The organism is Ureibacillus thermosphaericus (assembly GCF_012396605.1).
Lineage (GTDB): Bacteria > Bacillota > Bacilli > Bacillales_A > Planococcaceae > Ureibacillus > Ureibacillus thermosphaericus.
In genome coordinates this window covers 120,127-146,174 of record NZ_JAAXPW010000001.1, presented here as the reverse complement: position 1 = coordinate 146,174, position 26,048 = coordinate 120,127, and the positions used below count along the sequence as shown (strand labels likewise).

The window sequence follows — 26,048 nt, the reverse complement described above, 5'->3', positions numbered from 1 at the left end:
TCATTGACAATCTACGCACGAGGATGGAATTGCTTATATACTTCTGAAAGTCTTGTTTTACTAATATGTGTATAAATTTGAGTTGTAGAAATGTCCGCATGTCCTAACATTTCTTGTACCGAGCGAAGATCCGCTCCGTTTTCAATTAAATGTGTGGCAAAGCTATGACGTAATGTATGGGGAGTCATTTCCTTTTTTATATTTGCAGCTAAAGCATGCTGTTTCAGTAGTTTCCAACATCCTTGCCGCGTTAAACGTTTTCCTCTACGGTTAATGAAGAACGCATCTGTTTTTGGATAATTCCCTTGCAACAGATGGCGAGCTTGTTGCAAATATGTTTCACATGCATAAAGTGCGCTCTTTCCTAGAGGAACAATTCGCTCTTTTCCACCTTTTCCATAAATGCGCACAAATCCCATCGATAAATGCACATCTTCTAAATTAAGTTCAATACATTCACTAATCCGCATACCCGTACCATAGAGCAATTCAATCATAGCCACATCACGGATGCCTTGGGGTTTTGAACGATCAGGCGCATGTATTAATGCTTCGATTTCTGCAATGGATAACACTTTCGGCAATGTCTTTACAATTTGAGGCATTTCCAAATGTACTGTAGGATCATGATCAGTGATTTTTTCCCTTAATAAAAATTGATGGAATGAACGGATTGATGAAATGTGGCGGGCAATCGTTCGAGAAGATTTGCCATTATCCCTTAAATGCTCCAAATAGACTAGAATTCTAGTACGATCAACATCATTTAACCTCTCTAATTTTTGCCCTTTATGTAAATGTTCAATATAATCTTCTAAATCCCTTCTATAAGATGCTAACGTATTTTCAGAATATTGCCGTTCTACTCTTAGAAAATGGAGATAATCTAGGACGGCTTCTTGCGCTTCTTTCATTTTCTCACCTGTCCCTTCCTTTATATAAAATGATAGAGATTTTTATGAAAGCATACAAGATTTAACATTTTTTTATTAGGAATCAGATGCAAGAAATCCTAAATAATTGATATTCTCTATAATCATCATTTTGCATTTTATTGCGAAAAATCGTGCAAACTTTACAATTCTGCAAGTTTTTAGACCGATTTCGCAAGCATTTGAATTTCTAACGATTATTCGACAAAAAATCCCTAAATAGGATTACCTATTTAGGGATTACTCATCTTCATGATCATGTTTTTCTTGGCAACGATGACAAATTCCATGGAATGTGAGACGATGGTCTTTAATTATAAAATTCCATCGCTTTTCTACTACCATTTCTACTTCTTCTAATAAGTCTTCTTGAATTTCATCTACTGAACCACACTCAATACATACTAGGTGATGATGGAAATGTTTTGCACCTTCTTGTCGAAGATCATATCTGGAAACGCCATCTCCAAAATTAATTTTATCGACAATTTTTAGTTCTGTTAATAATTCTAGAGTGCGGTACACGGTAGCTAGACCAATTTCAGGCGCTTTTTCTTTTACTAATAGATATACATCTTCTGCGCTTAAATGATCCTCTTCATGTTCTAATAGTACTGCAACTGTCGCTTCACGCTGTGGCGTCAGTTTATAGCCAGCACTATGTAATTGCTTTTTTATACGATCAATACGGCTTTCCATATGACGCCCTCCTAAACACATTCCATTATAACAAAAGTCTAAAATTAATTACAAGATTAGGGGACTAATTAATGATATATGAAATAACGAACATTTCCCCAACGCACATCACTGTAAAAGCAACCATTAATGTAATAAATAAATGTTTATTAAAAACAAACTTACGATTCGGCCCTACTTTTCTAGTTCCAAATACAGAACATAGCGCTAATAGTAAGATACAATAAATTAGCTGAAATGGAAACCACCAAACACTATAGACAAGAATCGATTCTTGTTGAGTTAACAAAAATACCGATCCGAAACCAAAAAATGTGGCCTTTACAGCTACTACTAGTCTAGCAAAAAAATGGAGATATGGGTGAGTTGTAAAAAATAATACAAATAATCCCCATGCAACAATTGGTAATATCGTTTGCCACATAGTGACATCTGATAGTTCTAACACACGCGGATCCACTAACTTAATAAGATTCATAGACTTGTCCAAAGAAAAAGCTTGGAAACAAATAACCCCACTAACAAAACCTATTGCTAGTAAAAATCCATATTGTATAACTTGTACGGAACGAAACATAAGCATTCTCCTTTCGTTGTTACAGCTTATGCTCGTCCACGGGGTTTATTAGTACGAATTTTAGTAAATTCTATCAAAATTTCGCTCTTCATAATTTTACATTTCGTTTAATTTTACCCAAAGCACGCTAAATGCTGTTTTCGCATCATAGATTTGCTGGTTTTTTACCATTTCTTCCGCTTCTTCTAACGTTACTTCTATGATGGATACAAATTCATCTTCATCCAATTCTCGTTTTTCTTCTATTTTATATAAATCTTTTGCCGCATAAAGATGAATGATTTCATTTGCGAATCCTGGAGATGTTGCAAAAGATTGAATATACGTCAATTGTCTTGCACCATAACCTGTTTCCTCTTCCAATTCTCTTCGTGCACAGACGGCTGGATCTTCTCCTCGTTCCAACTTCCCTGCTGGAATTTCAATTATTGAACGTTCCAACGCTTTTCGATATTGTTCTACTAAAACAATCTTTCCTTCATTGGTAATTGGAATAATCGCAACTGCTCCTGGATGATGAATAATTTCGCGCTTCGACTGCTTTCCATTCGGCAATAATACATCATCTACTTTTAAAGAAACTACTTTCCCTTTGAAAATTTCTGTCGAATGAATCGTTTTTTCTTCAAATTTTTTCATACTAATTCCTCGCTTGTCGTTATTACAGAATTCATTGTACCATTAGTTCTTTAAATGAAAAGTAATTTGTATAACAGAAATCGCCAAAAGCGAATCATTAAATTTTTCCAAGATTCTCTAAAATGGTGAAGATGGTAAAATTTCTGGATGCTATTTTGTTAATAGAACTTGCTTTGTCGCAAATTGATAAAACAGTGATCGTCTTCTAAATCCCACTTTTACAGTAATTTAGGTAGTTTTATACATTCATATGAGTTTTAACAATTGAAAGCCTTAGATTCTATTTTTACATCACTAGAAATCCAAGTTATTCAAAATATGGTAAAATAAAGTATAGGTTTTGTGTAGGAGTGATAAGTTGGTTAGAAGAAAAGGCATTTATCAAATAAAAATTCGTAATCAACAACTGATTTGTTCATTTTGCCAAAACAATGAATTTACACATCGCGAGGTTTATTTGGATAGAGTAACTTTCAATAAGGATGAAAAAGAGAAACTGACATTGCAATCTTTTACCTGTACATCTTGTGGTGATATTCGATTGTTTCAAGAAAAATTTCGGTATGACCATTCTTTGCAAAAACACATATCGATTATTGAGTACACGGAAGTGATAAAAAATGAGCAGAACAGATGAGTCTTTACGTCCCTTAAAAAGCCGAATTACGATTTTTGATGAGCCAATTATTTGCAGTTTCTGTACCTATGATGTGTTCATTCCTTATGAAGTATATGTAAATGTTGAAGAGCCAGGTATTGGTGTATATCATGTTCGCTACTCAGCCATTTGCCAGCACTGTGGACAAGCAAAAATTTTTAGTGATCCCAGTCACTTTGATGAAAAAACAAAAAATTACATTTGGGCATTGAATCAGTATTTACTTTCCGAAAGAAAATATAAAATTAAAATTATATTTTATATCGGGAAAAAAGAGAGGATAAATTACAGATATTTTTAGATATGTTACTAGAAAGTCAATTTGAAATTGATAGCATTCTCCGTGAAAAAACAGAAGTTTCCGTACGGGCAAAAATTACTACTATGAATGAACTCCAATGGATTAGGGATACAATTATGAATTCTGCAGGAAAATTATTTATTTCGATTAAGAGTTTAAGCATTAAATAAGATGCTATTAGTGGATTTAACAAAATGACGATGGAGGGATTTTTGTGATACCTATGGCTTCAATAATTCTATATATAGTTAGTTTAATAATTCTTTTTGTTGTTATCGAAACTGCAGTTAGAAGAGGGATTAACAGTTCAATCGTTGGACAAGCAATTGAGAAGAAATTTGGTATTACAGAGGAAAAGAAAAAATCATTTTTTGATAATGATTTAGATGATGAGCGATGATATCTACTTCAACAAATGTAGAAGGGAGAAGTATGATTGAATATTTTGAAAGAAAGTTGAGACTAAAAAGGTTTAGAGGGTGTTTTTTGATATAAATAAATTATATATTTTCTGAATTTTGTTGTAGCCGAAAAGATATATTAAATGAAAGGCACCTCACACTCTATAGGGTCGCCTTCCATTTTTAAGGTTTAGGATTATAATAAGTAATGACTAAAAAAACACCGATACCACCAATCGCAAGGTAGTTGGAACTTCGATTTCTCGCGAAGGCAAAACACTATGAATGAAAAAGATTAATATTTTGAATGTCTTGTTGTTTCATGCCCAATCAAGATAATCTTCCCATTCCACTAATAGCATTTATGATATCTGCAAAGAGAATGGACTGAAATCGAAAAGTTTAACTGCAATATCGAAAATAAAAACAAGAATATCGTTAATCAATGGATTTTATTACAATATTCGAATCATTTTTCTCTTTGTCATATTCAACTGTTACTTCAAGTTCAAAATCAAAATTTTTCTTGTTATCATGCATGGAAAAAAAACAACCGATTCGGATTTTCTAATAATTTTATTGACTCACTACCTTTACTAAAAACAATATCGCTATTCATATCATTGAAAGATACTGCATTAAACATTCCTTCTGTCAGTACAGCAAAATTTGTTTTTTAATCATTCGTGTCAAACACAATGATTAGATCATCAACGCCATCATTTGTTACATCAAACCAAATCTTATTATATACATTAGCGTCTGGAAATCGTGATTGAAATCTTTTATCTAGTTCTTCAGTATCCTTTTCATTATCTAGTTCTTCGTGTATGATTTCTTTTACATATTCAACCTCACTAACACGATTATCAAAATTCGATTCACAACCTACCAACATCACAATCAATAACAAACTAATATTTAAAAGATATTTCATAACCCCCACCATTCTAAAATTTTGTATATTTTATCATTTTTTATGAAGATTTTGGAGGTAAGTGTTGGATATTTTTCCCATCACCAACGATGCATTTCGTTTACAGACAACGAAAAATACCATTTAATTAGATTTCCGAAAGTCTAAACAATGTTGTAGTCTATAAAACCTTCTAACATTTAATTATAAATTTGTAAAATATACCACAATAGATTGTTGTTTTATTCCAAGTATTGGCATACTCTAAGTCTTGAGCCTTTATCGTGCATTGATAGACATTTTTAAATCAAAATGGAGTTAAAATCGGGTTTAGAGCATAACTTCAAGCCCCTACATTCCTTGATATTACTAGATTTCGAGCATGTTTTATGATAATTTTTCTATATCCAATCGTTTGAGTAAATGTAAGAAAGAAAGCGGGGATTCGATGAAAAAACGTAGATTAGGTACAAGTGCTTTTGAAATTTCCGAAATCAGTTTAGGGTGCATGTCCCTTCCAACAAACTTAGAAGAAGCAAAACCAGTAATTGAAACGGCTATCGAATGTGGCATTAATTATTTTGATACAGCTGATTTATATAATAAAGGTATTAATGAAGAAATTGTCGGTGAACTGTTAAAGCCCTATCGAGACCAAGTATTCATTGCTACAAAGGTCGGAAATCGCTGGAATGCTAACGGTGATGGCTGGTATTGGGATGCATCAAAAAAACATATTGAAGAAGGAGTAAAAGAAAGTATACGCCGATTAAAAACCGATTATATTGATTTATATCAACTTCATGGCGGCACTATCGACGATCCATGGGATGACATCATCGACACTTTTGAGAAATTAAAAAAGGAAGGACTCATTCGGGAGTACGGCATATCTTCCATTCGTCCAAATGTTTTTCAATCCTTTTTTGAACGCAGCCAAGCCGTATCCAATATGATGCAATTTAGCATTTTGGATAGACGACCAGAGGAATGGCTACCTTTCTTTGAAGAAAAAGGCGTTTCGATTGTTACACGAGGTTCCATTGCAAAGGGATTACTGACAGATGAGTGGAAAAAACGAGTGGAAAATGTTGATTCCTATTTGAATTACTCGAAAGAAGAGCTTGTCTCTATTTTAGAAAAAATTGAATCGCAATACGGATCGGTTCACCCTGCTGCGATTGCTTATAATTTGAGTCAACCTGCTGTAGCATCCATTGTTGTTGGAGCTAGAACAAAGGAACAACTGCTGAAAAATATGAAAGCTTATGAAGAAGCTCAAAACATCACCGACATTTCTTTTATTCAAAGTATTACAAAACAAGAAATATATACTGATCACCGATGAAGAAATATTTGTTTTTCGTAATCACCGCACTAATCATTTTATATTATCTTTCTAGCATGCCTTATGAACAGCAGACTATTGTTCCTGAATTAAGAGTGCTTCTAAGCAACCAACCTTTTTATGACTTGTTAAGTAAAATTGAAGTAACATATTGGGGAAGAACTATTTCTGTCGAAACCCGTGGATATTATTATTTTGTTGAATTTTTAATTCGTAAAGCATTGCATTTTATTGGCTATGGAATCGTTGCCGTGCTCTTATATTTGCTATTTCGTCGATTGAAATGGACATTTGCAGCGGTTATTTCTTGTTTAGTTACATTCTTCATTGCCATGTTAGATGAATATCACCAAACTTTCGTAGATGGACGTACTGGTGTGTTTGATGATGTTTTAATTGATACGGCTGGTGCCATTACTTTTATTTTTTGTCTCAAGGTATATTTTTTTATAAAATATTTGTTGAATCGAAAATCTTATTAAATTGCCAAAAAAACAACCTAGCTTCTATATGCTAGGTTGTTTTTCTTTTTATCTATTATCATCTAATAATATATCATGCTCTCTTACTGCTTCTTCCACTTCGCCGAAAGCCCAATGAGTTTTTGGAACATCTAAAAACGTTGGAGTTTCTACATTAGTTAATGGCCCTCGTTTGAAAAGCATGTTTATTACTTTTAACGCTTGAGCTCTTGTTAGTTCTTGATTTGGCTTAAAGGTTTGATCTTCAAAACCTACCATAATACCTGCCACTTTTGTAAAATTAATAGCTTCAGCTGCCCAGTGGTCGCTCATTACATCTTTGAAACTTGCTTCTGGAATATCACTTAACATTCCACAGCTAGCATAAGCGGATGAGTCTTTTTCACATTGCTTTTGTATCCAACGATAGACGATACTTGCCATTTGAGCACGCGTTACATTTCCGTTTAAATTAAATGTTGTTTGATTCACACCTGTCATAATACCAGCTTCTTTAACTTCCAACACATAATTAAATGCCCAATGTGAAGATTTCACATCTTCAAACGCTTTTGTTGATAAAGATCCATCAAGATTTTGAGCAATCATTTTCGCCATTTGAGCACGTGTTACAAACGCATTTGGACGGAATTCGTTATTGTTATAGCCGTTGATGTATGGAATGTGAGCTGCTTTTTCAGGAGTTTCAGTTTCTTCTTCTGCTACTTCATCTTGCCAACCTTCTAAATAAACGATTGAAAAAGTGCTGAATTTATTTACTTCAAATTCAAGACCTTCCGAACCGTCTTTCATTTTTACTACAGTTCCTTTCATTAATTCCTTCGAGCCATCACTATGCTCAATGTATACGCCTAAATTATTTAACACTTTTTGGCGTTCAGCTGGATTTGTTGGAAGATTTGCCGTTATTGGGAGAATAATTGATACTTGGCGACTTTGCATATTTGTCTCGATTTCCATTGGACGCCCTATAACTTGGACAGCATTATCTCCAACTGCCTCTTTAATTAATGGTTCATTCTTAGCACGCTCTTCAACTTGGTTTTGTTCAGTTGCAGATTTCATTGGAACGATACGGAAATATAGATCTTGATTAAAATGATGAATCGATGTTACTGGAATCGAAATGACCGCATTTGAAGTAGCAATTTCCAGTTTCAAATTCCCATTGTTTAATTCTTCCAACGCTGTTTTCGTTATTTCCACTTTAACTTCTGCTACTTGATCGTCTTCATCCGGGATGATAATACGTACAGTGTCAATACCTTGTTCTTTAGCCTTTAATACCGTTTCTTTTGCATTACTATCAGTCATTAATATTTCATCTTTAATCGTCCCATCTTGTTCTTTAGAACGAATTACTGATATTTTTGTTAAATGGAAATCATTATTTCCATCCACATCTACAATAATTTGTTCTGTTGTTGACTGTGAAGTTGATGGAGTCCGATCAGGCTTTGACGGTGATGGATTTGCAGTAAATACAAGCAGTGTTTCTTCTCCTGCCGGTGTATCATTTGTTGCTTTTACTCGTACTTTGACTGTTTTGTTTCCACTTAAATTAGGAGGCGTTTGTTCGTTATATGGAGTCCAATCGCCCTCATCAATTTTATATTCCATCGTTTCATTAATTCCAATAATGATGTTGTTTGTATCATTCGCTGTTACATTTGGTGCTCCTGGAGGATTTGCTGTAAACACGAGTTGCGTTTCTTCTCCTGCTGGTGTATCATTTGTTGCTTTCACTCGTACTTTGACTGTTTTGTTTCCACTTAAATTAGGAGGCGTTTGTTCGTTATATGGAGTCCAATCGCCCTCATCAATTTTATATTCCATCGTCTCATCGATACCTATAATAATGTTATTAACATCATCTACTGTTACATTTGGTGCAGATGGAGCAGTTACGATTACAGGTCCTATAAATGAACTCAGCACCTCGAGTCCGTGTGTCCAACCGCTCTGAGCAACTGGTGTTACAGCAAAACTAATGTATTTACCCACGTCAGCTTCAGTAAGGTTGTAAGAATTGCCAGTTGCCCCGGATATAGCTGTTTTATTGTCTCCAGAAGCATTATCAGCGCGATACCACTTAAATGTCGTTTCCCCTTCCAGCGCTCCTTCCGTATCGCTGTAAATATAAGAACCACTTAATGTTTTTCCAACTTCGGCTTGTCCTGTTATTAAGACGTCATTTGCTATAGGAGGATCATCTAGTAGTTTTATGACTGCTGGTGAAAGTGTTGAGTAGTATAGCCGATTATCCGAAGTGAAAGTTATTCCAAATACATATGTTAAAGGTGTATATGACAACGCATTGTCGATATGACCATCAGCTAGGTCATCATTTGAAACCTTAATAATTCCATTGAAATCAGAAATATATAAGTTCCCAGCGCTATCAAAAGCAATATCGAATAATAAATTCATCATTGTTCCGATTTCATGTACCTTTTCGTCTGTAAGTTCTATTGGAAATTCATTAAAATCATTTTTTAATATTCTATAAATCTTTTTTGAATAATTGTCTGAAAAATAGACATCACCTGTTATAGGGTGGAAGGCTAATCCAAATAAATCCCCGCCGCCTATAACAACTTCTGTAGCTACATTTGCTGCATTTACGGTCACTTCAGCTAAATCTGCACTAGAAATTTTATATATCTTACCTAGCTGGAAACTGTTAGGAATCGTATAATAAAGATTGCCATCCGAATCGAAATCTAACGAAATGGGTCCTAATCCTTGAAAATTCGTTGCGACATCGGTCATATTCCCGTCACTGGAGATTTTGCTAATTTTTATTGCAGAATCGTAACCAGTAAAATAGACATCACCATTCCGATAGGCTAATCCATATGCAGCCGTATTGTATTGCGTAAAAGCAAATGTTTGCGGAGCTGTCAAAAGCAATATCATTACAATGACTAATGTAATTTGAAACAACCTTCGTATACTACGTTTTACATTCATACTAAATTCCTCCTATATTGGTATTGTTTAATTATAATATAGGAGGAAGGTTATATGGAATCAGAAAAAAATATTTATTATTGGGAATTATATCCTAATGATTGATTCTTCATTCAATCCCTCTTTCAGTCCACTCTAATCATAGAATTCCTTTATGTAAATTCCTGCATTAAACTAGAAGACATTTCAAAAATGATACCTCCAAGTAATGTAGATTCGTACACATCATAAATGTTTTCTCTAAATTGAACTATTATTATTCATCACTACTTTTTTCTCCACATTTATTGTTATTCTTGTATTAAAAATTCTGCCCTCGTTGGTATTTTCTACTCAAAATTACGTTTGCGAATTCTATTTCGATATAAGATATTGAAAGAAAAATAGTTTATTGATAGAATTTTGAAGTTGTCATCAAAAAAAATGATGATTTTGTTTAAAAAAAGTGATAACTAAGATTAGGAAAGTGCAAATTGTCATTCCTTTCCTAGTTAACGAGTCTTGGGGGCAACGAGATGAAACAGAAAGAATTAAAAAGAGAATTAAAAAACAGGCATGTACAACTAATTGCAATCGGGGGAACAATCGGTACTGGACTGTTTTTAGGATCTGGTGCTGCAATTTCTAAAGCAGGTCCATCCATTTTATTAGTTTATCTTATTGTTGGGACTGCCCTATTTTTTGTGATGCGTTCCCTAGGAGAGATGCTGTTATCCAATGCTGGGTATCAATCCTTTACCGATTTCGCTACAGATTACATAGGTTCTTGGGCAGGGTATGTAACAGGATGGACATATTGGTTCTGCTGGATTATGACAGCGATGGCTGATGTAATTGCCGTTGGTGTGTATGTTCGTTATTGGTTCGATATCCCTCAATGGATTCCAACATTGATTGCGATTATTTTATTGCTCTTATTGAATCTATTAACTGTAAAACTATTTGGAGAGTTGGAATTTTGGTTTGCAATTATTAAAGTAATTACGATTATTGCTTTAATTGTAATCGGTATTTTCTTAATCATTATTGGATTTGAAACGGATACTGGTCATGTGTCAGTAAGCAATATTTGGAGTCATGGTGGAATTTTTCCAAATGGTATGATTGGATTCCTTTTTGCATTCCAAATGGTTGTATTCTCATTTGTAGGGGTTGAACTTGTGGGGGTAGCGGCTGCGGAGACTTCGAATCCCGAAAAAAATATACCCTCTGCTATCAATAAAATTCCCATTCGTATATTGCTGTTTTATGTAGGAGCAATTTTTGTCATTTTATGCATTAATCCTTGGACTGAATTAAGTGCTACCAATAGCCCGTTTGTACAAGTCTTTACTTTGGCAGGAATTCCACTGGCTAGCGGCATTATCAATTTCGTTGTGTTAACATCAGCCGCTTCTGCCGGAAATAGCGGTTTATTTTCAACAAGCCGGATGATGTACAATTTAAGTAAGAACCATCTAGGGCCAAAATTCCTATCAACATTAAATAAAAACTTTGTCCCTGGAAATGCACTTTTCATTTCTTCCATCGTTGTTTCAATAGGGGCTCTATTAAGTTATATTATTCCAGATACAGCTTTTAGTATTGTCACCACAATTAGTGCTATCTGTTTTATTTGGGTTTGGAGCATTATTTTAATTACTCATATAATTTATTTAAGAAAAAGACCGGATTTACATAAAACATCCATTTTTAAAGCTCCTCTTGCACCATTTGTAAATTATGTTGTGTTGATATTTTTTGTGGCTGTATTAGTCGTGATGTTGATTTCCGAAGAAACAAGAATAGCGGTTTTACTTACTCCGATTTGGTTTATTATTTTGTTTATTACTTACGCCCTTCGCAAGAAAAAATAAGCGCAGGGCGTTTTTTCTGGAAATTCCCTTTTATGTATGTGATACGTAGATTGAGGTATGATGATTGAAGAACTCATTACCGAGACAGAGATACGAATCAATCTTTAAGCACACTAAATGAAAAAAGTGTCGCATTATTTTGCGACACCTTTTTATTAGTACTTAGAGCCTTTATCTCCATACTTTTCAAGCAATTCTGCAAAGCTCATATTTTTCTCCCGCTGTTTTCTTTCAAATTCGAGCTGTGCTTGTCGTTCTTCCTCTTTTCTTTTTTCCTCAGCGGCTAATTCTTTCTTTGCTTCTTTTAATTTTGCGATTAACTCGCTATCTAGTTGATCTTGAAGAGTAATCCCTTCATTTGTTGCTTGATGATTAGTGTTCTTATTCTTTTTAGCCATATTCTCACCTGCTTACTTTTTTGCGGTGGAAACAACAGCTTATCGTTGAATAATTGTTGCGACTCCTTGTCCACCACCAATGCAAAGTGTGGCAAGCCCGTACTTCACATCTCGTTTTTGCATTTCATGAAGAAGCGTCACTAAAATACGTGTTCCACTTGCACCGATTGGATGTCCAAGGGCAATTGCTCCACCATTTACATTTAGTTTATCAGAATCAAAGTGAAGTTCGCGATCAACAGCAATAGACTGAGCTGCGAAAGCTTCATTTGCTTCAATTAAATCGATTTGATCGAGCGTTAAGTCAGCTTTCTTTAAAGCTTTTCGAACAGCTTCAGCTGGACCAATACCCATAATCGCAGGATCTACCCCAACTGCAGCGTTTGCCACAATCGAAGCGAGCGGTTTAATTCCTAACTCTTCCGCTTTTTTCTTAGACATGACCACAACTGCTGCAGCACCATCGTTAATTCCGGAAGCGTTTCCAGCAGTGACTGTTCCATCTTTTTTGAAAGCTGGACGTAATGCGGATAATTTTTCTACCGTTGTGCCAGGGCGTACAAATTCATCTGCATCGAAAATAATTGGATCCCCTTTGCGTTGAGGAATTTCTACTGGCACAATTTCATCTTTGAATTTCCCTTCCTCAATCGCTTTTGCTGCACGAGCTTGGGAACGTGCCGCGAACTCATCTTGTTCTTGTCGCGTAATATGATATTGAGAAGCTAAATTTTCTGCTGTTACCCCCATATGATAATCGTTAAATGCACACCATAATCCATCATGAATCATGCTATCAATTAGGTTTTGATTGCCCATTTTAAAGCCGGAGCGAGCATTTTTTAATAGATAAGGTGCTTGGCTCATATTTTCAAACCCGCCAGCCACAACGATGTCTGCTTCACCTACTGCAACGGCTTGTGAAGCAAGGTGTACCGTCTTTAAACCGGAACCACAAACTTTATTAATTGTCATAGCCGGAACTGTTTTTGGAAGTCCCGCTTCTATTGCTGCTTGGCGAGCTGGATTTTGTCCTAGTCCTGCTTGCAGAACATTTCCCATTATGACTTCATCCACTTGATCCGGTTGAATTCCTGCACGACGTAACGCTTCTTTAATGACAATCGCGCCTAATGTTGTGGCAGGTACATCTTTTAACGAACCTTGGAAAGAACCTATTGCTGTTCTAACCGCACTTACAATAACTACATCATTTAACATGAACATCTCCCCCAATTTCAGTTTACATTGTATACACGATTTTGTGTGAATCCTAGAAACTAAAAAGTATTATTAGTAGAAAACAATTCAAAACCGTGCAATATTATTCTACCAAATGATATGTTATATTTTGTTTCATAATCAACATTTTTTTGTTAATTTGCGTTCATTTTCGACTTTTCAAAATTTATTGTCTTTATACATATTATCAAAAATGCGAAGGAGGTGTCCTAGATGAAAAAGAAAAAACGTAAAATTCTTTGGTTTTCAACTTTCATTACAATGACAGCTAGTGTACTGACTACAATTTTTGGTTTTGCATTAACAAATCGTCTCATGTACATCCAAAAGAAAGATGACGATTTTATATTAGATCGAGAATTGAAAGCGAATCGATTCGATGAAAACTGGTATAATCACGTGAAAAAAGATGAATTTACAATCGATTCCCCTAACGGCTATCCAATTAAAGGTATACTTTTACAACCTTGCCCTACGAAAAACACTGTGATTATTTGTCACGGTGTCACGGAAAATAAAATAAATTCAATTAAATATGCGCGAATGTTTGAAAGGTTAGGATTTAATTCTTTTGTTTACGATCATCGAAGACATGGAGAGTCCGGTGGAAAGACAACAAGCTATGGCTATTATGAAAAGTTCGACTTAGATGCTGTTGTCAAAACGGTTCGTTCAGTTATTGGAGAAGATGCAAAATTAGGGATTCATGGTGAGTCGATGGGTGCTGCAACCATGATTTTATATGCAGGTACGGTTGGAAATCATGTAGATTTTTATATTTCGGACTGCGCTTTTTCTGATTTTGAAGAATTATTGCGTCACATCGTCAAAAATTCAACCCGCATCAATCCTGATATTCCTATTCATTTAGCAGATTTCTTTATTCGTTTCCGAGATGGCTATCGCTTTAAACATCTCACACCGAAAGAAGCAGTAAAAAATATTAAGAAACCTATGCTATTTATTCATAGCATTCCAGATACATTCATTCCTTGTAAAATGACAGAAGAAATGTATGAATTGAAGAAAGGCCCAAAAGCATTAAAACTATTTGAGATGGGAGCTCATGCCCAATCATTTAATGAAAACCCAAGAGAATACGAAGAAACGGTTCGCGAGTTCTTAGAGAAATATATATTGAGATTTTAGAGAGCTTTGAATAGCATTAAATTCTTTTTCTATATTTCTTTTGTTTATCATTTGGACAAATAAAACCAAGCCCTCAATTGATAAAGCATTTAGTGAGGGCTTGTTTAAAAATCCAGCGCCATTATAAATGGGGTTAGTGCATTAATTACCTTTTTTATGAATATTTCTCATCATATGTAGAAAATCCATCAGCTAATGCACTTGTCTCATCAACTCTGCAAAATCTCACACGTGGAATTACAGTCATATTTGCATATATTTCCTCAATAGCAAATACACTATGACCAATGCATAAACCTCATCAATCCACAATAAAAAAGGTTATCCCTTTCCAGAAAAATTCCGATACAGGACAACCTTGTATGATTATTTTTGTTTTTCTTGAATTTTATTTAATTGAGCCATCATTTGACGAACTTGTTTTTCAGATGGTTTACGGCCCATTTGTGCCATCATTACACGAATCATTTGTTCATTAATTGGTGGGTTTTCTTTTAAATATTTCATCATTGATTGACGAGCTAGGAAGAATCCTAACGCAACGCCAGCTACTAACGCAACAATAATTAATAATATCGCTAGCCAAGTTTCCAAAATACTTACCTCCCTCTCAACTTTTCCCGAGAAAAACTTTACTCTCCACGATGGATTATACACTATTCATAACAGCGATTCTAGTTTTTCCCGAATTTTTCTAAACCCATACACTTTACATACCTTATGTATTTTAACCAAATTCCTCTATAATATAAAGATATTTTTCCAAAATAAAATATTTTTAATTTTCATACTTTATTAAAATGATACCTTTTCCAACTCAAAAAAATCCGAACTTATTTGAAACTCTCTGTACTAGAGTTTCAAATATTGTTCGGATGCTGTGATCATTCAAAATTCGTTATTTCGAATTTTCAGTAATCCATTGTTCAATAAATGGATAGTTTTCAGCTACGGCGCGTTTACCAGTAATAACCGAAACGTGTCCTGCATTAACAACATGCAATGTTTTATTTTTGCTGGAGACTTTATCATTCAACGGTTCAATTTGTTGCGGTAACACAATATTATCGCGAGTGGCAACAATATTTAATAAGTTCGCTGTAATGTTTGACAATAATACTCTTTCACCACGAACTTCTAATTCATCGTTAATCAATTTGTTTTCTTGGTAAAAATTGCGTATCCATTGGCGATATGCCTCACCCGGAAATGGCACACCATCATTTAGCCATTTTTGCATTAGCTTCCAGTTTAAAATTTTCTCTTCATTTTCAATATTAGAAGCAACATTGACGTAAACACCTACAGTATTTGAAAGTGGATTTAATAATTTATTACCAAAATCAATGAATTCAAACGGTACATTTCCGAAAGTTTCTACAATATTATCTAATTTGAAGTAGCGTTTATCTAACCAATTTGTATAAAGTCCGGCATCTTCGAAATCAATTGGACTTGTTAACAAGACTACATTGCGAATCGGCAATTTCTTTTGATAAAGAGCAGTAAAAATCGCCGTCATCGTTCCGCCCATGCAATACCCAAACATCGTGATTTCTTTTGCGCCAGAATGTTTTAGCACTTTTTTTACAGCCCGTGGTATATAATCAACAATATAATCTTCTAATTTCATATGGCGGTCCTCGAAACCAGCCGTACCCCAATCTAGTAAATATACATCATGGCCGCGGTCTGTTAAATACTCTATAAAACTATTCCCAGGGTACAAATCTAATATATAAGGTTTATTAATGAGTGCATAAATCATTAAAATTGGCACTTTATTCGTTTTTACTTTATTTGGCTGATAACGATATAATTTCGCTTTATTTTTTGTCCAGATAATTTCTTTTGGCGTTTGACCCACTTGAGGTTCTGGATCGGTAAATAATACTTTATTGAAACGTTGCAATTTTTCGAAATCTTTGTTTTTAGGCAAACTTTCAAACCATTCTTTTAATGGTGTTGTATCAACAGTAACCACAAAATCCCTCCCAACAATTGTTCCAATTAAACGATTTACATATATAGACCACCGTTTACAGCAATCGCTTGACCTGTTACATAGTCTGCTTGAACAAGATATAACACCGCTTGAGCAACTTCGCTCGGCAGTCCTAATCGTTTCATTGGAACTTTTTCTACAATATTATTCAGTACTTTTTCCGGCATAGCAGCCACCATTTCCGTTCCGATGTATCCAGGGCACACTGCATTCACGGTAATACCTTTGGAAGCAGTTTCTAATGCTAAAGATTTCGTAAAACCTAAAATCCCTGCTTTTGTCGCTGAATAGTTAGTTTGTCCAAACGCACCAGCTTGGCCTACGATGGAGCTAATCGTTACAATGCGGCCATAATTTTGCTCTAACATATGTTGGATGACTGATTTCGTTGCATTGAACACACCATTTAAGTTTACATTGATTACGGCATCCCAGTCTTCTTTTGACATATTTTTAAATGTTCGATCTTTTGTAATTCCTGCATTGTTTATTAAAATATCAATTTTTCCAAACTTCTCTATTACTTCTGCTGCTAGTTTTTCAGTATCATCAAAAACGGATACATCCGCTTGAAGGGCATGGAATTTGCCGCCTTCTTCTTCAATTACTTTCGCAACATCTTCAATTTGTTTTGGGCTGTTATTATATGTGCCAATAACCGTTGCACCATTTCTGGCTAACACCTTAGCAATCTCTGCACCAATTCCACGGGATGCACCAGTTACAATTGCCACTTTTCCTTCCAATGGTTTTAATGAATTCACTTGTTCTACTTCAAATACTGTAGTTGTCATAAAACAGTCTCCCTTTCTGAATATATTTTTATATAAAGATTATTTTGAAACCGTTTTGTTTGCTGTTGCCGCTACAGTAGCATTTGAGTCTGCTATTGATTCAATCGACTTATTTAATAATTCAATGACCTTATCGAGTTTCTTTTCTAATGAAGAAACGGATTTTTTCAGAGCATCCATTTCTTTTACTAAGCGCTCTTCTTTCTCATCTATTTCATCTTCCAATTGATCAATTTTTGAATCAACATCAATAATGAGGGAAGCCACATTGGCAATTTCATCACGTGATGGTATATTTGTTTGTTTTAAATAGCTTTCCGTCATTTTATTGACAAGTTCTTGAAATTGAACATATTGACTTTGAATTTGTCCTAAACTTTCAGCAAAAGATTTTTTCTCTAGTGTTTCTTGAATGGCATCATGCCATGCACTTTCTGTTTTGTTATAGATTTCTTTCCATAAAGAAAAAACATCAAAGGTTGATTGGGTCAACGAAGATCATCTCCTCTACAAATCTTTTTATTTTTTTCATAACATATTTCAATATATTATTTATGCAGAAATTTCATTCTTATGAAAAATTTACAAATTTATGAATTTTTTGTAATAAAATAAATAATTTCAAACAAAAACAGTTGACAACAAATACATCTATGTGTAAATTACATATATAAGTAAATATCAGAGGGCGGTGTAAAAATATTGGTATCGAAAGATGAAAAAAAGAAACCGAAAAGTCCAAGTATTGGAGCGCCAAAAAACTTTTTAATCCCCATCATGTTGTTACATTTACGTGAATTTAACACTCATGGTTATGAACTGATGGAGAAAATTACAAAGTTTGGAATTGAATCATTGGATCACGGAAATTTTTATCGCCTATTAAGACAGCTTGAAAAAGAGAATTTAGTAACTTCTGTTTGGGATACAAGTTCTGGAGGACCAGCAAAACGCATTTATTCCATTACAGAAGCTGGCGAAAAATATTTAGATATGTGGGCTAATTCTTTAAGTGAATATCAACGTTTATTAAATCAATTTTTCAATTTATATAATCCATTTTTCACACCAAATACGACATCGAAACGATTAGAAGAACAATTCGCAGCAACTCCTCAAACAACAGACGTACCAACCAAAGAAAAAACATCTACGAAAACCACTTCAACGAAAGCAAAATCCACAGCATCCACGACAAAACCTAAATCCACTCGTACTCGCAAAACAAAAGCACAAAGTTCCAATGCACCAGAAGAGCAACCACAATCTTAAATTTTTGGATGTAATGCATGAAAATGCATTCATTATAAATTTAAAGTCTGCTTACATTAAAGGAGGAAATCAAGTAATGGCAAAAGAGCAACTTGCAAAAGGTGTAGATTTAGTATGGGACAGCTGGGTAAATAGCTTAAAGACGATTGAAAAAGTCCAAGAAGACTTTGAAAAAAGAGCTCTACAAACATTTAACGTACAAAAGGAATTTATTGAATCTTCCGTAAATGCCATTAATGCCATTGAAGAAGAAGGGAGAAAAGCTTCAAGAGAATGGCAAGAAAGACTTGAAAATAGCTTCAAAGAATTAGGTAAAGAAGGTCAATTCGATGACATTTCGAAATGGTTGGAAAGCGTTCAAGAAATTACAGACAAAGCACAAAATTTAGCTTGGAAACCAAACAACGCACTTCTTGATTTATTTACAAATGCGCAAAAACAAATCGAAATAACACTTCAACAAGCAATCGAGCAACAAAAACAAGAACGCATTGAAACATTAAATAAAATTGAAGAAATTGCTAATCAATTAAAAGAAACTCATAAAAAATTGTTGGCAGTTGCAGAATAATTTTTCCTACTAAACTTATAGTTAAATCCCCTTTTAATTAAAAAAATCCCCTAACTCCCCATTGAAACCCTGTTGTCCCATGTTGCCAACAGGGTTTTTCATTTCATTCTAATACGACGCATATTTCACCGGCTTTAACCAACCACATTCATGTTCCTCTTTATTAAATGCAAGAAAAGAATCATTCATTTGGCTTAAACTTTGGAACAAATCTAAATCAAGCATTCGCGATCCTTCACAAATGGCTTCAATATAATATTCGAACACTTTAATTTTAATTCGGCCTTTTAATTTATGTTCAAACCCTAAGTAATCATCCATCCAATGCATTTCAGGAAAACATTTTTGAAGATGCTGATAAATTTTTCCCTCTACATCCCCTTCAATTGGTTCACATAGATAACTTAATTGTTTTCTTGCAGAGGACTCCTGTTGATCATCTATTTTTGCAACCATTTCTAACAGCATTCTTTCCCTTCCAAAAACGAATGATTGATATTGTTTTTTTATGATGAATATTGAATATATTCTCATCTGCCTGTCCTCCTTCCTAACCTCATTATAATTGAAAGATTTTGAATTTTTTGTCAAACCTTGTCCCAATTATCGATATTTTTTTGCCAAATTCCGATAAAATCTTTCTTCTATTTTTATATTCCAAATCTCGGTCTTGAGTCTTAGTCGAAAATACAATTCAAGGTCATTTTGAGAAATAGTGATGCATTGTAACATTAAGGTACAAACGAGAAAGGAGAATGAAAATGAAAAAATTACTCTTATTGCTTGCAGCAGTGGTTCTAGTATTCATTATCCTTGGAACATTAGGACCTTTATTAGGGCTAGCTTTTGCCTTAGCTTTTGTATTCCTAGGAATGCACTATTACGTTAAAAGTAATTCTGTTTTTAGCAAGGTGATTTGGATATTCATTGGTTTAATTGGATTATTGATGGCTGTATCCAATATCCCTGCTTTAGTTGGTCTTGTAGCAATCGTCCTCTTATATGCGCTATATAAAAAATGGAAAAATGAAGATATTACACTTCCTATCAAAGAAGAGGATGATCCTTTCACAAACTTTGAAAATGAATGGTCAAAAATTACAAAATAAGGAGAGATTTTAAATGATGAGTTTATTAAAACGTTTCCGCTATACATTAGAAGCAGATTTACATGCACTGTTTGACAAAAAAGAAGCGAAAAATCCAATTGCTATGTTAAATCAATATATTCGCGAAGCTGAAAAACAAACAGAACAAACAGGGAAACTATTAGAAAGACAAAGATTATTAAAAGAAGAATTGGAACAAAATTTAAAAGAAACTGGCAAAATGCTGGAGAGAAGAACAAATCAATTGGAGTTAGCAAAAGCTAGCGGTGAAGAAGATTTAATTCTCTTTGCGACACAAGAAGTGGAAACTTACAAAAGCCGCCAAATGACATTACAAGAAAGCTTAAATCAAGCGAATGAGGAAGTCATTCAATTAGAACAAAAATTTGAAATGATGAAGCATAAGATTCAAGATATGAAAGTTCGACAATTGCAATTAATGGGGAAAGAAAATGTCGTGCGAGCGAATGTAAAGATGAATCGTGTATTAAATTCTGAAGATATGAACTTCCATGAGCTATCAACTTATATAGATCAACTATCAAATAAAATTGAGAAAAACTACGAATATACTCAACTCGAAACTCGCTTAGCCCTATTAGAACAACAATCAACCAAAAATAACGATGAAACATCGATACTTTCATCAAAGGAATAATCGAACATGCTATAATGAAAAAGATGAGAAATTAAGAAGGGAATTATCTCCCTTCTTTATTATTATTAAACATTTATCGTGCAACATGAAGGAGGAACCACGTTGAAAAGTTTGACGACGAAGCAGTTAACAACCATTTTTATTATGATGTTGCTTATTGTTTTTGCGGAGCTAACCATTTTCAATAACGGTGGTGCCTTCTTTCTAATTATTGGTGCATTTCTTCTTTATAAAAGTTTTGTAAAAGAGAAAAAGCTGTATTTTTGGTTAGGTGCTTTTTTTATCTTTTTAGCTATTATCACCATTTGGAGTTTGCGATTCTTTATCGTCTGCGTAATCATTTATATTCTCTTTAAACATTTAACAAAACATCATAAAGAAGTAACCATATTAGCAAAAGACTTTGAATTAGGGACAGTTCAGAAAAATGATTTTCTACACACCTCATCCATTCCAATGGAAAATTATAAATGGCAAGATATCCAAATCCAAAACTTTTTAGGCGATTACACGATTGATGTGACAGAAACGATTTTACCAGCAGGTACTTCTGTAATAACGATTCGCCAAGGGATAGGAAAAATAAAAATTATTTTACCTTATGAAATTCCTTTCCGCATTCAATATTCTGCTCTAATTGGTGAGGCAAAATTATTGCATTATTCACCGAAAAGATTGTGGAATGAACGGCTTGTTTTTGAAGATGGTGACCCGAATGAAGCAAAACGAAAACTAGTTATTCATGTCGCTACTTGGCTTGGGGATGTGGAGGTGATTCGGAAATGATTTCACTGATATTCCGCACCTTTACGATTTCACTGATTATTTTAGGTATGTTTTTTGGACTTTTCTATTTATTATATGGTGTACCAAATGAAACAACTTGGAGTCCTATATGGGAAAATTATTATAACGAGCTGCCGCTTTTTGCAATTATTGTAATTGGTACGTTCATTATCAGCTTTTTCATAAGCTTATGGTGGATGATTGTAGAAAAATCAAAAGAATTCACTACATTACATTATGTAAAGCAATTGGCTGAGCCTGAGCTAACTGTTAAACGAAACGTTTCCTATCCACTCCGAAAAGCTTTAATTGAAACGAATGAATTAATCGAAACGCAACGAAAAAGTCTGCAACGTTTATCCAATGAAAAAGCAGAAGCAAGTGACAAAATCATTCAGGAACGTATTATCGCAGAAAGACAAAGACTTGCAAGGGAACTTCATGATTCCGTTTCTCAACAATTGTTTGCTGCGTCGATGTTGTTATCTTCCATAACAGAAACGGAGACTCCACCGGATAATGCAAAACATACGCTAATACAAATTGAAAAAATGGTGCAGCAAGCCCAATTAGAAATGCGTGCATTGTTATTACATCTCCGACCAATCGCATTAAAAAACAATACCCTTGCTCAAGGGTTAAAAGAATTAATTAACGAATTAAAGCAAAAAGTCAACGTTGAAATTGAATATGAAATTGAAGAGATTCAGCTTTCAAAAGCTGAGGAAGACCATTTATTCCGCATCGCTCAAGAAGCGTTATCGAATACATTGCGCCATGCAAAAGCAACGGAAGTGGAACTGCTACTGATTGAAAGAGATCAACTGGCAATATTAAGAATTCAAGACAATGGCCGTGGATTTGATATGAATAAAGAATCCAATACGACTTCTTATGGTTTACGAAACATCGCGGAGCGTGCTGTGGAAATTGGAGGAAAATATAAAATAGTTTCGGTGCCTGGCGAAGGAACGATTGTTGAAGTAAAAATACCATTGAAAGCACAAGATGAGATGGAAGAAAAGATTTCACTTGATGAAATACGGGAAAAGCATTTGATGGAACAGAAAAATTCGGGAGGTGAATCAGATGATTAAAGTATTCATTGCCGATGATCATGAGATGGTTCGCATCGGTGTCTCTGCATACCTATCAGCCCAAACAGATATGACCGTTGTCGGAGAAGCAAGTAATGGTCAAGAGGCAGTGGAAAAAATTCTCCAGCTTAAGCCTGACATTGATATTATCTTGATGGATAATGTGATGCCAGTTATGAACGGTGCTGAAGCGACGAAAGAAATTTTAAAAGCATGGCCGGAAGCAAAAATTATGATGGTGACAAGTTTTCTTGATGATGATAAAGTTTACCCTGCACTAGAAGCTGGCGCTATCAGCTACATTTTAAAAACTTCCAATGCCAAACAAATTGCAGAAGCGATTCGAAAAACCGTTAGCGGCGAATCCGTGTTGGAACCTGAAGTCACTTCAAAGATGATTAACCGGATGCGAAATACAAATAGCCATCCCCTTCATGAACAATTAACTGATCGGGAAATGGAAGTATTATTACTTATAGCCCAAGGTAAATCAAATCAAGAAATTGCAGATGAATTATTTATCGCTTTGAAAACCGTAAAAACGCACGTGAGCAATATCTTATCGAAATTGGAAGTTCAAGACAGAACCCAAGCAGTGGTATATGCATTCCAAAATGGGCTGGTGAAATAACAAGATATGGGGTGTCTAGAAAGAGGAAAACACCCCCTCTCCTTTTCTCCTGCGGTCACTATCCTCGCCCAGAAGATCCATCTCAACATTTAACCACCTCTAAAATCTTCTTAACCCTTCTATTCCATAAAAAAGAGGATACCTTCTAAATAGAAGATATCCTTCTTTCAGCATTATAAAGCTTTTACTTTTGCCACTACATTGTCGACAGTAAATCCGTATTTTTCCATTACCACTTCACCTGGGGCACTTGCACCAAACTTATCAATCGCAAGTACATCTCCTTCTGTGCCAACATATTTATGCCAGCCTAAAGAAGAACCCATTTCAATAGCCAATCGTTTTGTCACCGCTTTTGGCAAGACAGATTCTTTATATTCATCAGACTGCTGTTCAAATCGATCAAAAGACGGCATAGATACAACCGATACATCGATACCATCTTCACGTAATTTCTCTTGGGCTTTCACCGCTAATGCTACTTCAGAACCTGTAGCAATTAGAATAGCATCTGGTGTATCTTTTATCGCTGGTGATACGACATATGCACCTTTTGCAACACCTTCTTTAGCTAGAGCTGCTGTATTTTCAAGCACAGGTAAGTTTTGGCGTGAAAGCACTAAAATTGTTGGTTGATTTGTTGATTGAATTGCAAGTTTCCATGCTTCTTTTGATTCATTTGCATCAGCAGGGCGAATAACAGAAACATTTGGCATAGCACGGAAAGATGCTAAATGTTCAATTGGCTCATGTGTTGGCCCATCTTCCCCTACAGCGATTGAGTCGTGCGTGAACACATAAGTAACTGGTAGTCCCATCAATGCAGATAAGCGAACTGCTGGTCGAATATAATCAGAGAAGACGAAGAATGTACCACCAAATACTCTTAAACCACCATGTAGCGCCATACCGTTTAAAGCAGCACCCATCGCAAACTCGCGCACGCCAAACCAAACGTTGCGACCTTCAGGTGTTTGCGCTGAAAAATCGCCTCCACCTTTAATTGTTGTTTTGTTAGAACCAGCAAGGTCGGCACTTCCTCCAAAGAAATAAGGCACTTTTTTCGCTAATGCATTAATTACATCGCCAGAAGATGAACGAGTCGCAATAGATTTTCCAGGCTCATATGCAGGAATCTCTTCATCAAAATCTTCCGGAAGTTCATTATTCATAGCTTTAATAAATTGCTCTGCTAATTCTGGATATTCCTTTTTATAGTTTTCAAATTTCTCGTTCCATTCTGCCTCAGCCTGTACACCGTTTACTTCAGCAGCTGCTTTGAATGTTTCATACACTTCTTCCGGAATTTTAAACGGCTCGTGCTTCCAGCCATAGAATTCCTTCGTTAACTGAACTTCGTCAGCTCCAAGTGGTGCACCGTGAACATCGGATTTTCCAGATTTATTTGGCGAACCATAACCAATTACTGTTTTTATTTCAATTAATGTTGGTTTCCCTTTTGACTGCTTTGCTTGTGCAATCGCGTCATTAATTGCATCCACATCTGTGCCATCTTCTACACGAATATAGTTCCATCCACAAGCTTCAAAACGTTGTTGAATGTTTTCAGAGAAGGCTTTTGAAAGATCGCCGTCTAATGAAATATCATTTGAATCGTAAAGTACGATTAATTTTTCAAGTTGTAAATGTCCTGCTAATGAAATAGCTTCGCCAGCAACACCTTCCATTAAATCTCCATCACCGCAAAGAGCAAAAGTATAATGATCTACAATTTCATGACCAGGTTTATTGTATGTAGCTGCTAAGTGACGTTCAGCCATCGCCATACCAACAGCCATTGCAATACCTTGTCCAAGTGGGCCAGTTGTTGCTTCAACCCCTACTGTGTGACCGTATTCAGGATGCCCAGGCGTTTTTGAACCCCATTGGCGGAAATTTTTGATTTCTTCCATATCTAAGCCATATCCACCTAAATGGAGAAGGCTGTATAATAACATGGAACCGTGTCCTGCGGAAAGAATAAAGCGGTCGCGGTTAAACCATTTTGGGTTTTTTGGATTATGGCGCATTTGTTTCGTCCATAATGTGTATGCCATTGGAGCTGCACCCATTGGAAGACCTGGATGCCCAGAGTTCGCTTTTTCAATGGCGTCAATTGATAAAGTTCGGATTGCGTTAATTGCAAGTAAATCCGCTGTAGTCGTCATATGATTGACATCCTTTCTCGTGCTAAATATTTGTTCCGTATTCAGTTTAGACAACATTTACAGAGAAAACAATCTAATTTTTAGGAATGTCATATTTTTTACTTTAGATAGCAATATACTTATAACTCGTTAATTTAATTTATTGCGGCGAAGCTGTTTTATTTTATCCGGTGTGACATCGTTACCTTCGATATCATATACTTGCACATTTTCAATCGTCTTTCTAAATGACTCACGGAAAGCCTCTAAATATTCTTTCCTTAACATTGTGCGCTCTTTCGCTTCTTCTTCTGTTAATTTGCCCTCCTTCGCTTTTCTCGTTAATTCATTGATGCGGGCAATTTTTTCTTTAGACAACATTCCATTCACACCTTTCCTTTTCAATA

At 35.0% G+C, this 26,048-nt stretch carries 28 protein-coding genes; 13 read left to right on the top strand and 15 right to left on the bottom strand.

Annotated elements, in window-relative coordinates; translation table 11 throughout:
• Positions 1–11: 11 nt before the first annotated feature.
• The 4 genes from xerD to HF990_RS00730 all read right to left on the bottom strand — a co-directional run bounded on the left by xerD (position 12) and on the right by HF990_RS00730 (position 2,847).
• Positions 12–914, bottom strand: coding sequence for a site-specific tyrosine recombinase XerD (gene xerD, locus HF990_RS00745; RefSeq protein ID WP_168411749.1), 903 nt, complete (start codon positions 912–914; stop codon positions 12–14).
• 258 nt (positions 915–1,172) lie between these two features.
• Positions 1,173–1,631: a ferric iron uptake transcriptional regulator gene (gene fur, locus HF990_RS00740; protein WP_016836900.1), complete on the bottom strand. Its 459-nt coding sequence runs from the start codon at positions 1,629–1,631 to the stop codon at positions 1,173–1,175.
• Between the two features lie 64 nt (positions 1,632–1,695).
• The gene (locus HF990_RS00735) at positions 1,696–2,208 is read right to left on the bottom strand and encodes a hypothetical protein (RefSeq protein ID WP_016836899.1); all 513 of its coding nucleotides are present in this window, start codon (positions 2,206–2,208) and stop codon (positions 1,696–1,698) included.
• Between the two features lie 96 nt (positions 2,209–2,304).
• A complete protein-coding gene (locus tag HF990_RS00730; RefSeq protein ID WP_168411748.1) occupies positions 2,305–2,847 on the bottom strand; it encodes an NUDIX domain-containing protein in 543 nt (180 codons plus the stop codon).
• 620 nt (positions 2,848–3,467) lie between these two features.
• Between HF990_RS00730 and HF990_RS00725 the strand changes: the two genes are divergently transcribed.
• Together HF990_RS00725 and HF990_RS00720 are read left to right on the top strand one after the other, a co-directional pair.
• Positions 3,468–3,806, top strand: coding sequence for a hypothetical protein (locus HF990_RS00725; RefSeq protein ID WP_168411747.1), 339 nt, complete (start codon positions 3,468–3,470; stop codon positions 3,804–3,806).
• A 214-nt stretch (positions 3,807–4,020) separates the two neighbouring features.
• The gene (locus tag HF990_RS00720; RefSeq protein WP_016836895.1) at positions 4,021–4,206 is read left to right on the top strand and encodes a hypothetical protein; all 186 of its coding nucleotides are present in this window, start codon (positions 4,021–4,023) and stop codon (positions 4,204–4,206) included.
• A 677-nt stretch (positions 4,207–4,883) separates the two neighbouring features.
• Here the strand turns inward: HF990_RS00720 and HF990_RS00715 are convergent.
• The gene (locus HF990_RS00715) at positions 4,884–5,144 is read right to left on the bottom strand and encodes a hypothetical protein (RefSeq protein WP_168411746.1); all 261 of its coding nucleotides are present in this window, start codon (positions 5,142–5,144) and stop codon (positions 4,884–4,886) included.
• A gap of 427 nt (positions 5,145–5,571) precedes the next feature.
• Between HF990_RS00715 and HF990_RS00710 the strand changes: the two genes are divergently transcribed.
• Together HF990_RS00710 and HF990_RS00705 are read left to right on the top strand one after the other, a co-directional pair.
• Positions 5,572–6,471, top strand: coding sequence for an aldo/keto reductase (locus HF990_RS00710; RefSeq protein ID WP_016836892.1), 900 nt, complete (start codon positions 5,572–5,574; stop codon positions 6,469–6,471).
• 8 nt (positions 6,472–6,479) lie between these two features.
• Positions 6,480–6,953 (top strand): VanZ family protein, encoded by a 474-nt coding sequence (locus tag HF990_RS00705; RefSeq protein WP_247595781.1) that lies wholly within the window; start codon positions 6,480–6,482, stop codon positions 6,951–6,953.
• Between the two features lie 48 nt (positions 6,954–7,001).
• Here HF990_RS00705 and HF990_RS00700 read toward each other — a convergent pair whose 3' ends face one another.
• Complete coding sequence (locus HF990_RS00700; protein ID WP_168411744.1) at positions 7,002–9,926, bottom strand: DUF4073 domain-containing protein; 2,925 nt, start codon at positions 9,924–9,926, stop codon at positions 7,002–7,004.
• A 515-nt stretch (positions 9,927–10,441) separates the two neighbouring features.
• Here HF990_RS00700 and HF990_RS00695 point away from each other — a divergent pair.
• Positions 10,442–11,782: an amino acid permease gene (locus HF990_RS00695; protein WP_168411743.1), complete on the top strand. Its 1,341-nt coding sequence runs from the start codon at positions 10,442–10,444 to the stop codon at positions 11,780–11,782.
• A gap of 155 nt (positions 11,783–11,937) precedes the next feature.
• Here the strand turns inward: HF990_RS00695 and HF990_RS00690 are convergent, their stop codons facing one another.
• Together HF990_RS00690 and HF990_RS00685 are read right to left on the bottom strand one after the other, a co-directional pair.
• Entirely contained in the window at positions 11,938–12,180 is a 243-nt protein-coding gene (locus HF990_RS00690; protein WP_016836889.1) for a YqkE family protein, read from the bottom strand.
• A gap of 39 nt (positions 12,181–12,219) precedes the next feature.
• Positions 12,220–13,401 carry an acetyl-CoA C-acetyltransferase gene (locus tag HF990_RS00685; RefSeq protein WP_016836888.1) on the bottom strand — a complete coding sequence of 394 codons (1,182 nt, stop codon included), beginning with the start codon at positions 13,399–13,401 and terminating at the stop codon, positions 12,220–12,222.
• Between the two features lie 234 nt (positions 13,402–13,635).
• Here HF990_RS00685 and HF990_RS00680 point away from each other — a divergent pair, with 234 nt between their 5' ends.
• Positions 13,636–14,571 (top strand): alpha/beta hydrolase, encoded by a 936-nt coding sequence (locus tag HF990_RS00680; RefSeq protein ID WP_184656199.1) that lies wholly within the window; start codon positions 13,636–13,638, stop codon positions 14,569–14,571.
• A 366-nt stretch (positions 14,572–14,937) separates the two neighbouring features.
• On the opposite strand, the gene HF990_RS00675 is transcribed toward HF990_RS00680, so the two are convergent.
• From HF990_RS00675 to HF990_RS00660, 4 genes are all read right to left on the bottom strand, one after another.
• Positions 14,938–15,165, bottom strand: a complete 228-nt coding sequence (locus tag HF990_RS00675) for a YneF family protein (RefSeq protein WP_016836886.1) — start codon at positions 15,163–15,165, stop codon at positions 14,938–14,940.
• Positions 15,166–15,469: 304 nt separating this feature from the next.
• Positions 15,470–16,555 (bottom strand): class III poly(R)-hydroxyalkanoic acid synthase subunit PhaC, encoded by a 1,086-nt coding sequence (gene phaC, locus HF990_RS00670; protein WP_168411742.1) that lies wholly within the window; start codon positions 16,553–16,555, stop codon positions 15,470–15,472.
• A gap of 35 nt (positions 16,556–16,590) precedes the next feature.
• Positions 16,591–17,370: a 3-oxoacyl-[acyl-carrier-protein] reductase gene (gene fabG, locus HF990_RS00665; protein WP_016836884.1), complete on the bottom strand. Its 780-nt coding sequence runs from the start codon at positions 17,368–17,370 to the stop codon at positions 16,591–16,593.
• Positions 17,371–17,409: 39 nt separating this feature from the next.
• Positions 17,410–17,862 (bottom strand): hypothetical protein, encoded by a 453-nt coding sequence (locus tag HF990_RS00660; RefSeq protein WP_016836883.1) that lies wholly within the window; start codon positions 17,860–17,862, stop codon positions 17,410–17,412.
• Between the two features lie 210 nt (positions 17,863–18,072).
• Here HF990_RS00660 and phaQ point away from each other — a divergent pair, with 210 nt between their 5' ends.
• Positions 18,073–18,642, top strand: a complete 570-nt coding sequence (gene phaQ, locus HF990_RS15005; protein WP_016836882.1) for a poly-beta-hydroxybutyrate-responsive repressor — start codon at positions 18,073–18,075, stop codon at positions 18,640–18,642.
• A 76-nt stretch (positions 18,643–18,718) separates the two neighbouring features.
• Positions 18,719–19,213 (top strand): hypothetical protein, encoded by a 495-nt coding sequence (locus HF990_RS00650; RefSeq protein ID WP_016836881.1) that lies wholly within the window; start codon positions 18,719–18,721, stop codon positions 19,211–19,213.
• A 108-nt stretch (positions 19,214–19,321) separates the two neighbouring features.
• Here the strand turns inward: HF990_RS00650 and sirA are convergent, their stop codons facing one another.
• Entirely contained in the window at positions 19,322–19,747 is a 426-nt protein-coding gene (sirA, locus tag HF990_RS00645; protein WP_016836880.1) for a sporulation inhibitor of replication protein SirA, read from the bottom strand.
• Between the two features lie 227 nt (positions 19,748–19,974).
• Between sirA and HF990_RS00640 the strand changes: the two genes are divergently transcribed.
• The 5 genes from HF990_RS00640 (at position 19,975) to HF990_RS00620 (ending at position 23,494) form a co-directional block, all read left to right on the top strand.
• The gene (locus HF990_RS00640) at positions 19,975–20,322 is read left to right on the top strand and encodes a lmo0954 family membrane protein (protein WP_016836879.1); all 348 of its coding nucleotides are present in this window, start codon (positions 19,975–19,977) and stop codon (positions 20,320–20,322) included.
• A gap of 13 nt (positions 20,323–20,335) precedes the next feature.
• The gene (locus HF990_RS00635) at positions 20,336–20,980 is read left to right on the top strand and encodes a PspA/IM30 family protein (protein ID WP_016836878.1); all 645 of its coding nucleotides are present in this window, start codon (positions 20,336–20,338) and stop codon (positions 20,978–20,980) included.
• 102 nt (positions 20,981–21,082) lie between these two features.
• Positions 21,083–21,766, top strand: coding sequence for a cell wall-active antibiotics response protein LiaF (gene liaF / locus HF990_RS00630; RefSeq protein WP_016836877.1), 684 nt, complete (start codon positions 21,083–21,085; stop codon positions 21,764–21,766).
• Positions 21,763–22,863: a sensor histidine kinase gene (locus HF990_RS00625; RefSeq protein ID WP_016836876.1), complete on the top strand. Its 1,101-nt coding sequence runs from the start codon at positions 21,763–21,765 to the stop codon at positions 22,861–22,863. The genes liaF and HF990_RS00625 overlap by 4 nt, the downstream gene beginning before the upstream one ends.
• On the top strand, positions 22,856–23,494 hold the full coding sequence (locus HF990_RS00620; protein ID WP_016836875.1) for a response regulator transcription factor: 639 nt from the start codon (positions 22,856–22,858) through the stop codon (positions 23,492–23,494). Before HF990_RS00625 ends, HF990_RS00620 begins: the two co-directional genes overlap by 8 nt.
• A 173-nt stretch (positions 23,495–23,667) precedes the next feature.
• On the opposite strand, the gene tkt is transcribed toward HF990_RS00620, so the two are convergent.
• Positions 23,668–25,662, bottom strand: a complete 1,995-nt coding sequence (tkt, locus tag HF990_RS00615) for a transketolase (RefSeq protein WP_168411741.1) — start codon at positions 25,660–25,662, stop codon at positions 23,668–23,670.
• A gap of 129 nt (positions 25,663–25,791) precedes the next feature.
• Positions 25,792–26,022 (bottom strand): DUF896 domain-containing protein, encoded by a 231-nt coding sequence (locus HF990_RS00610; protein WP_016836873.1) that lies wholly within the window; start codon positions 26,020–26,022, stop codon positions 25,792–25,794.
• Positions 26,023–26,048 lie beyond the last annotated feature (26 nt).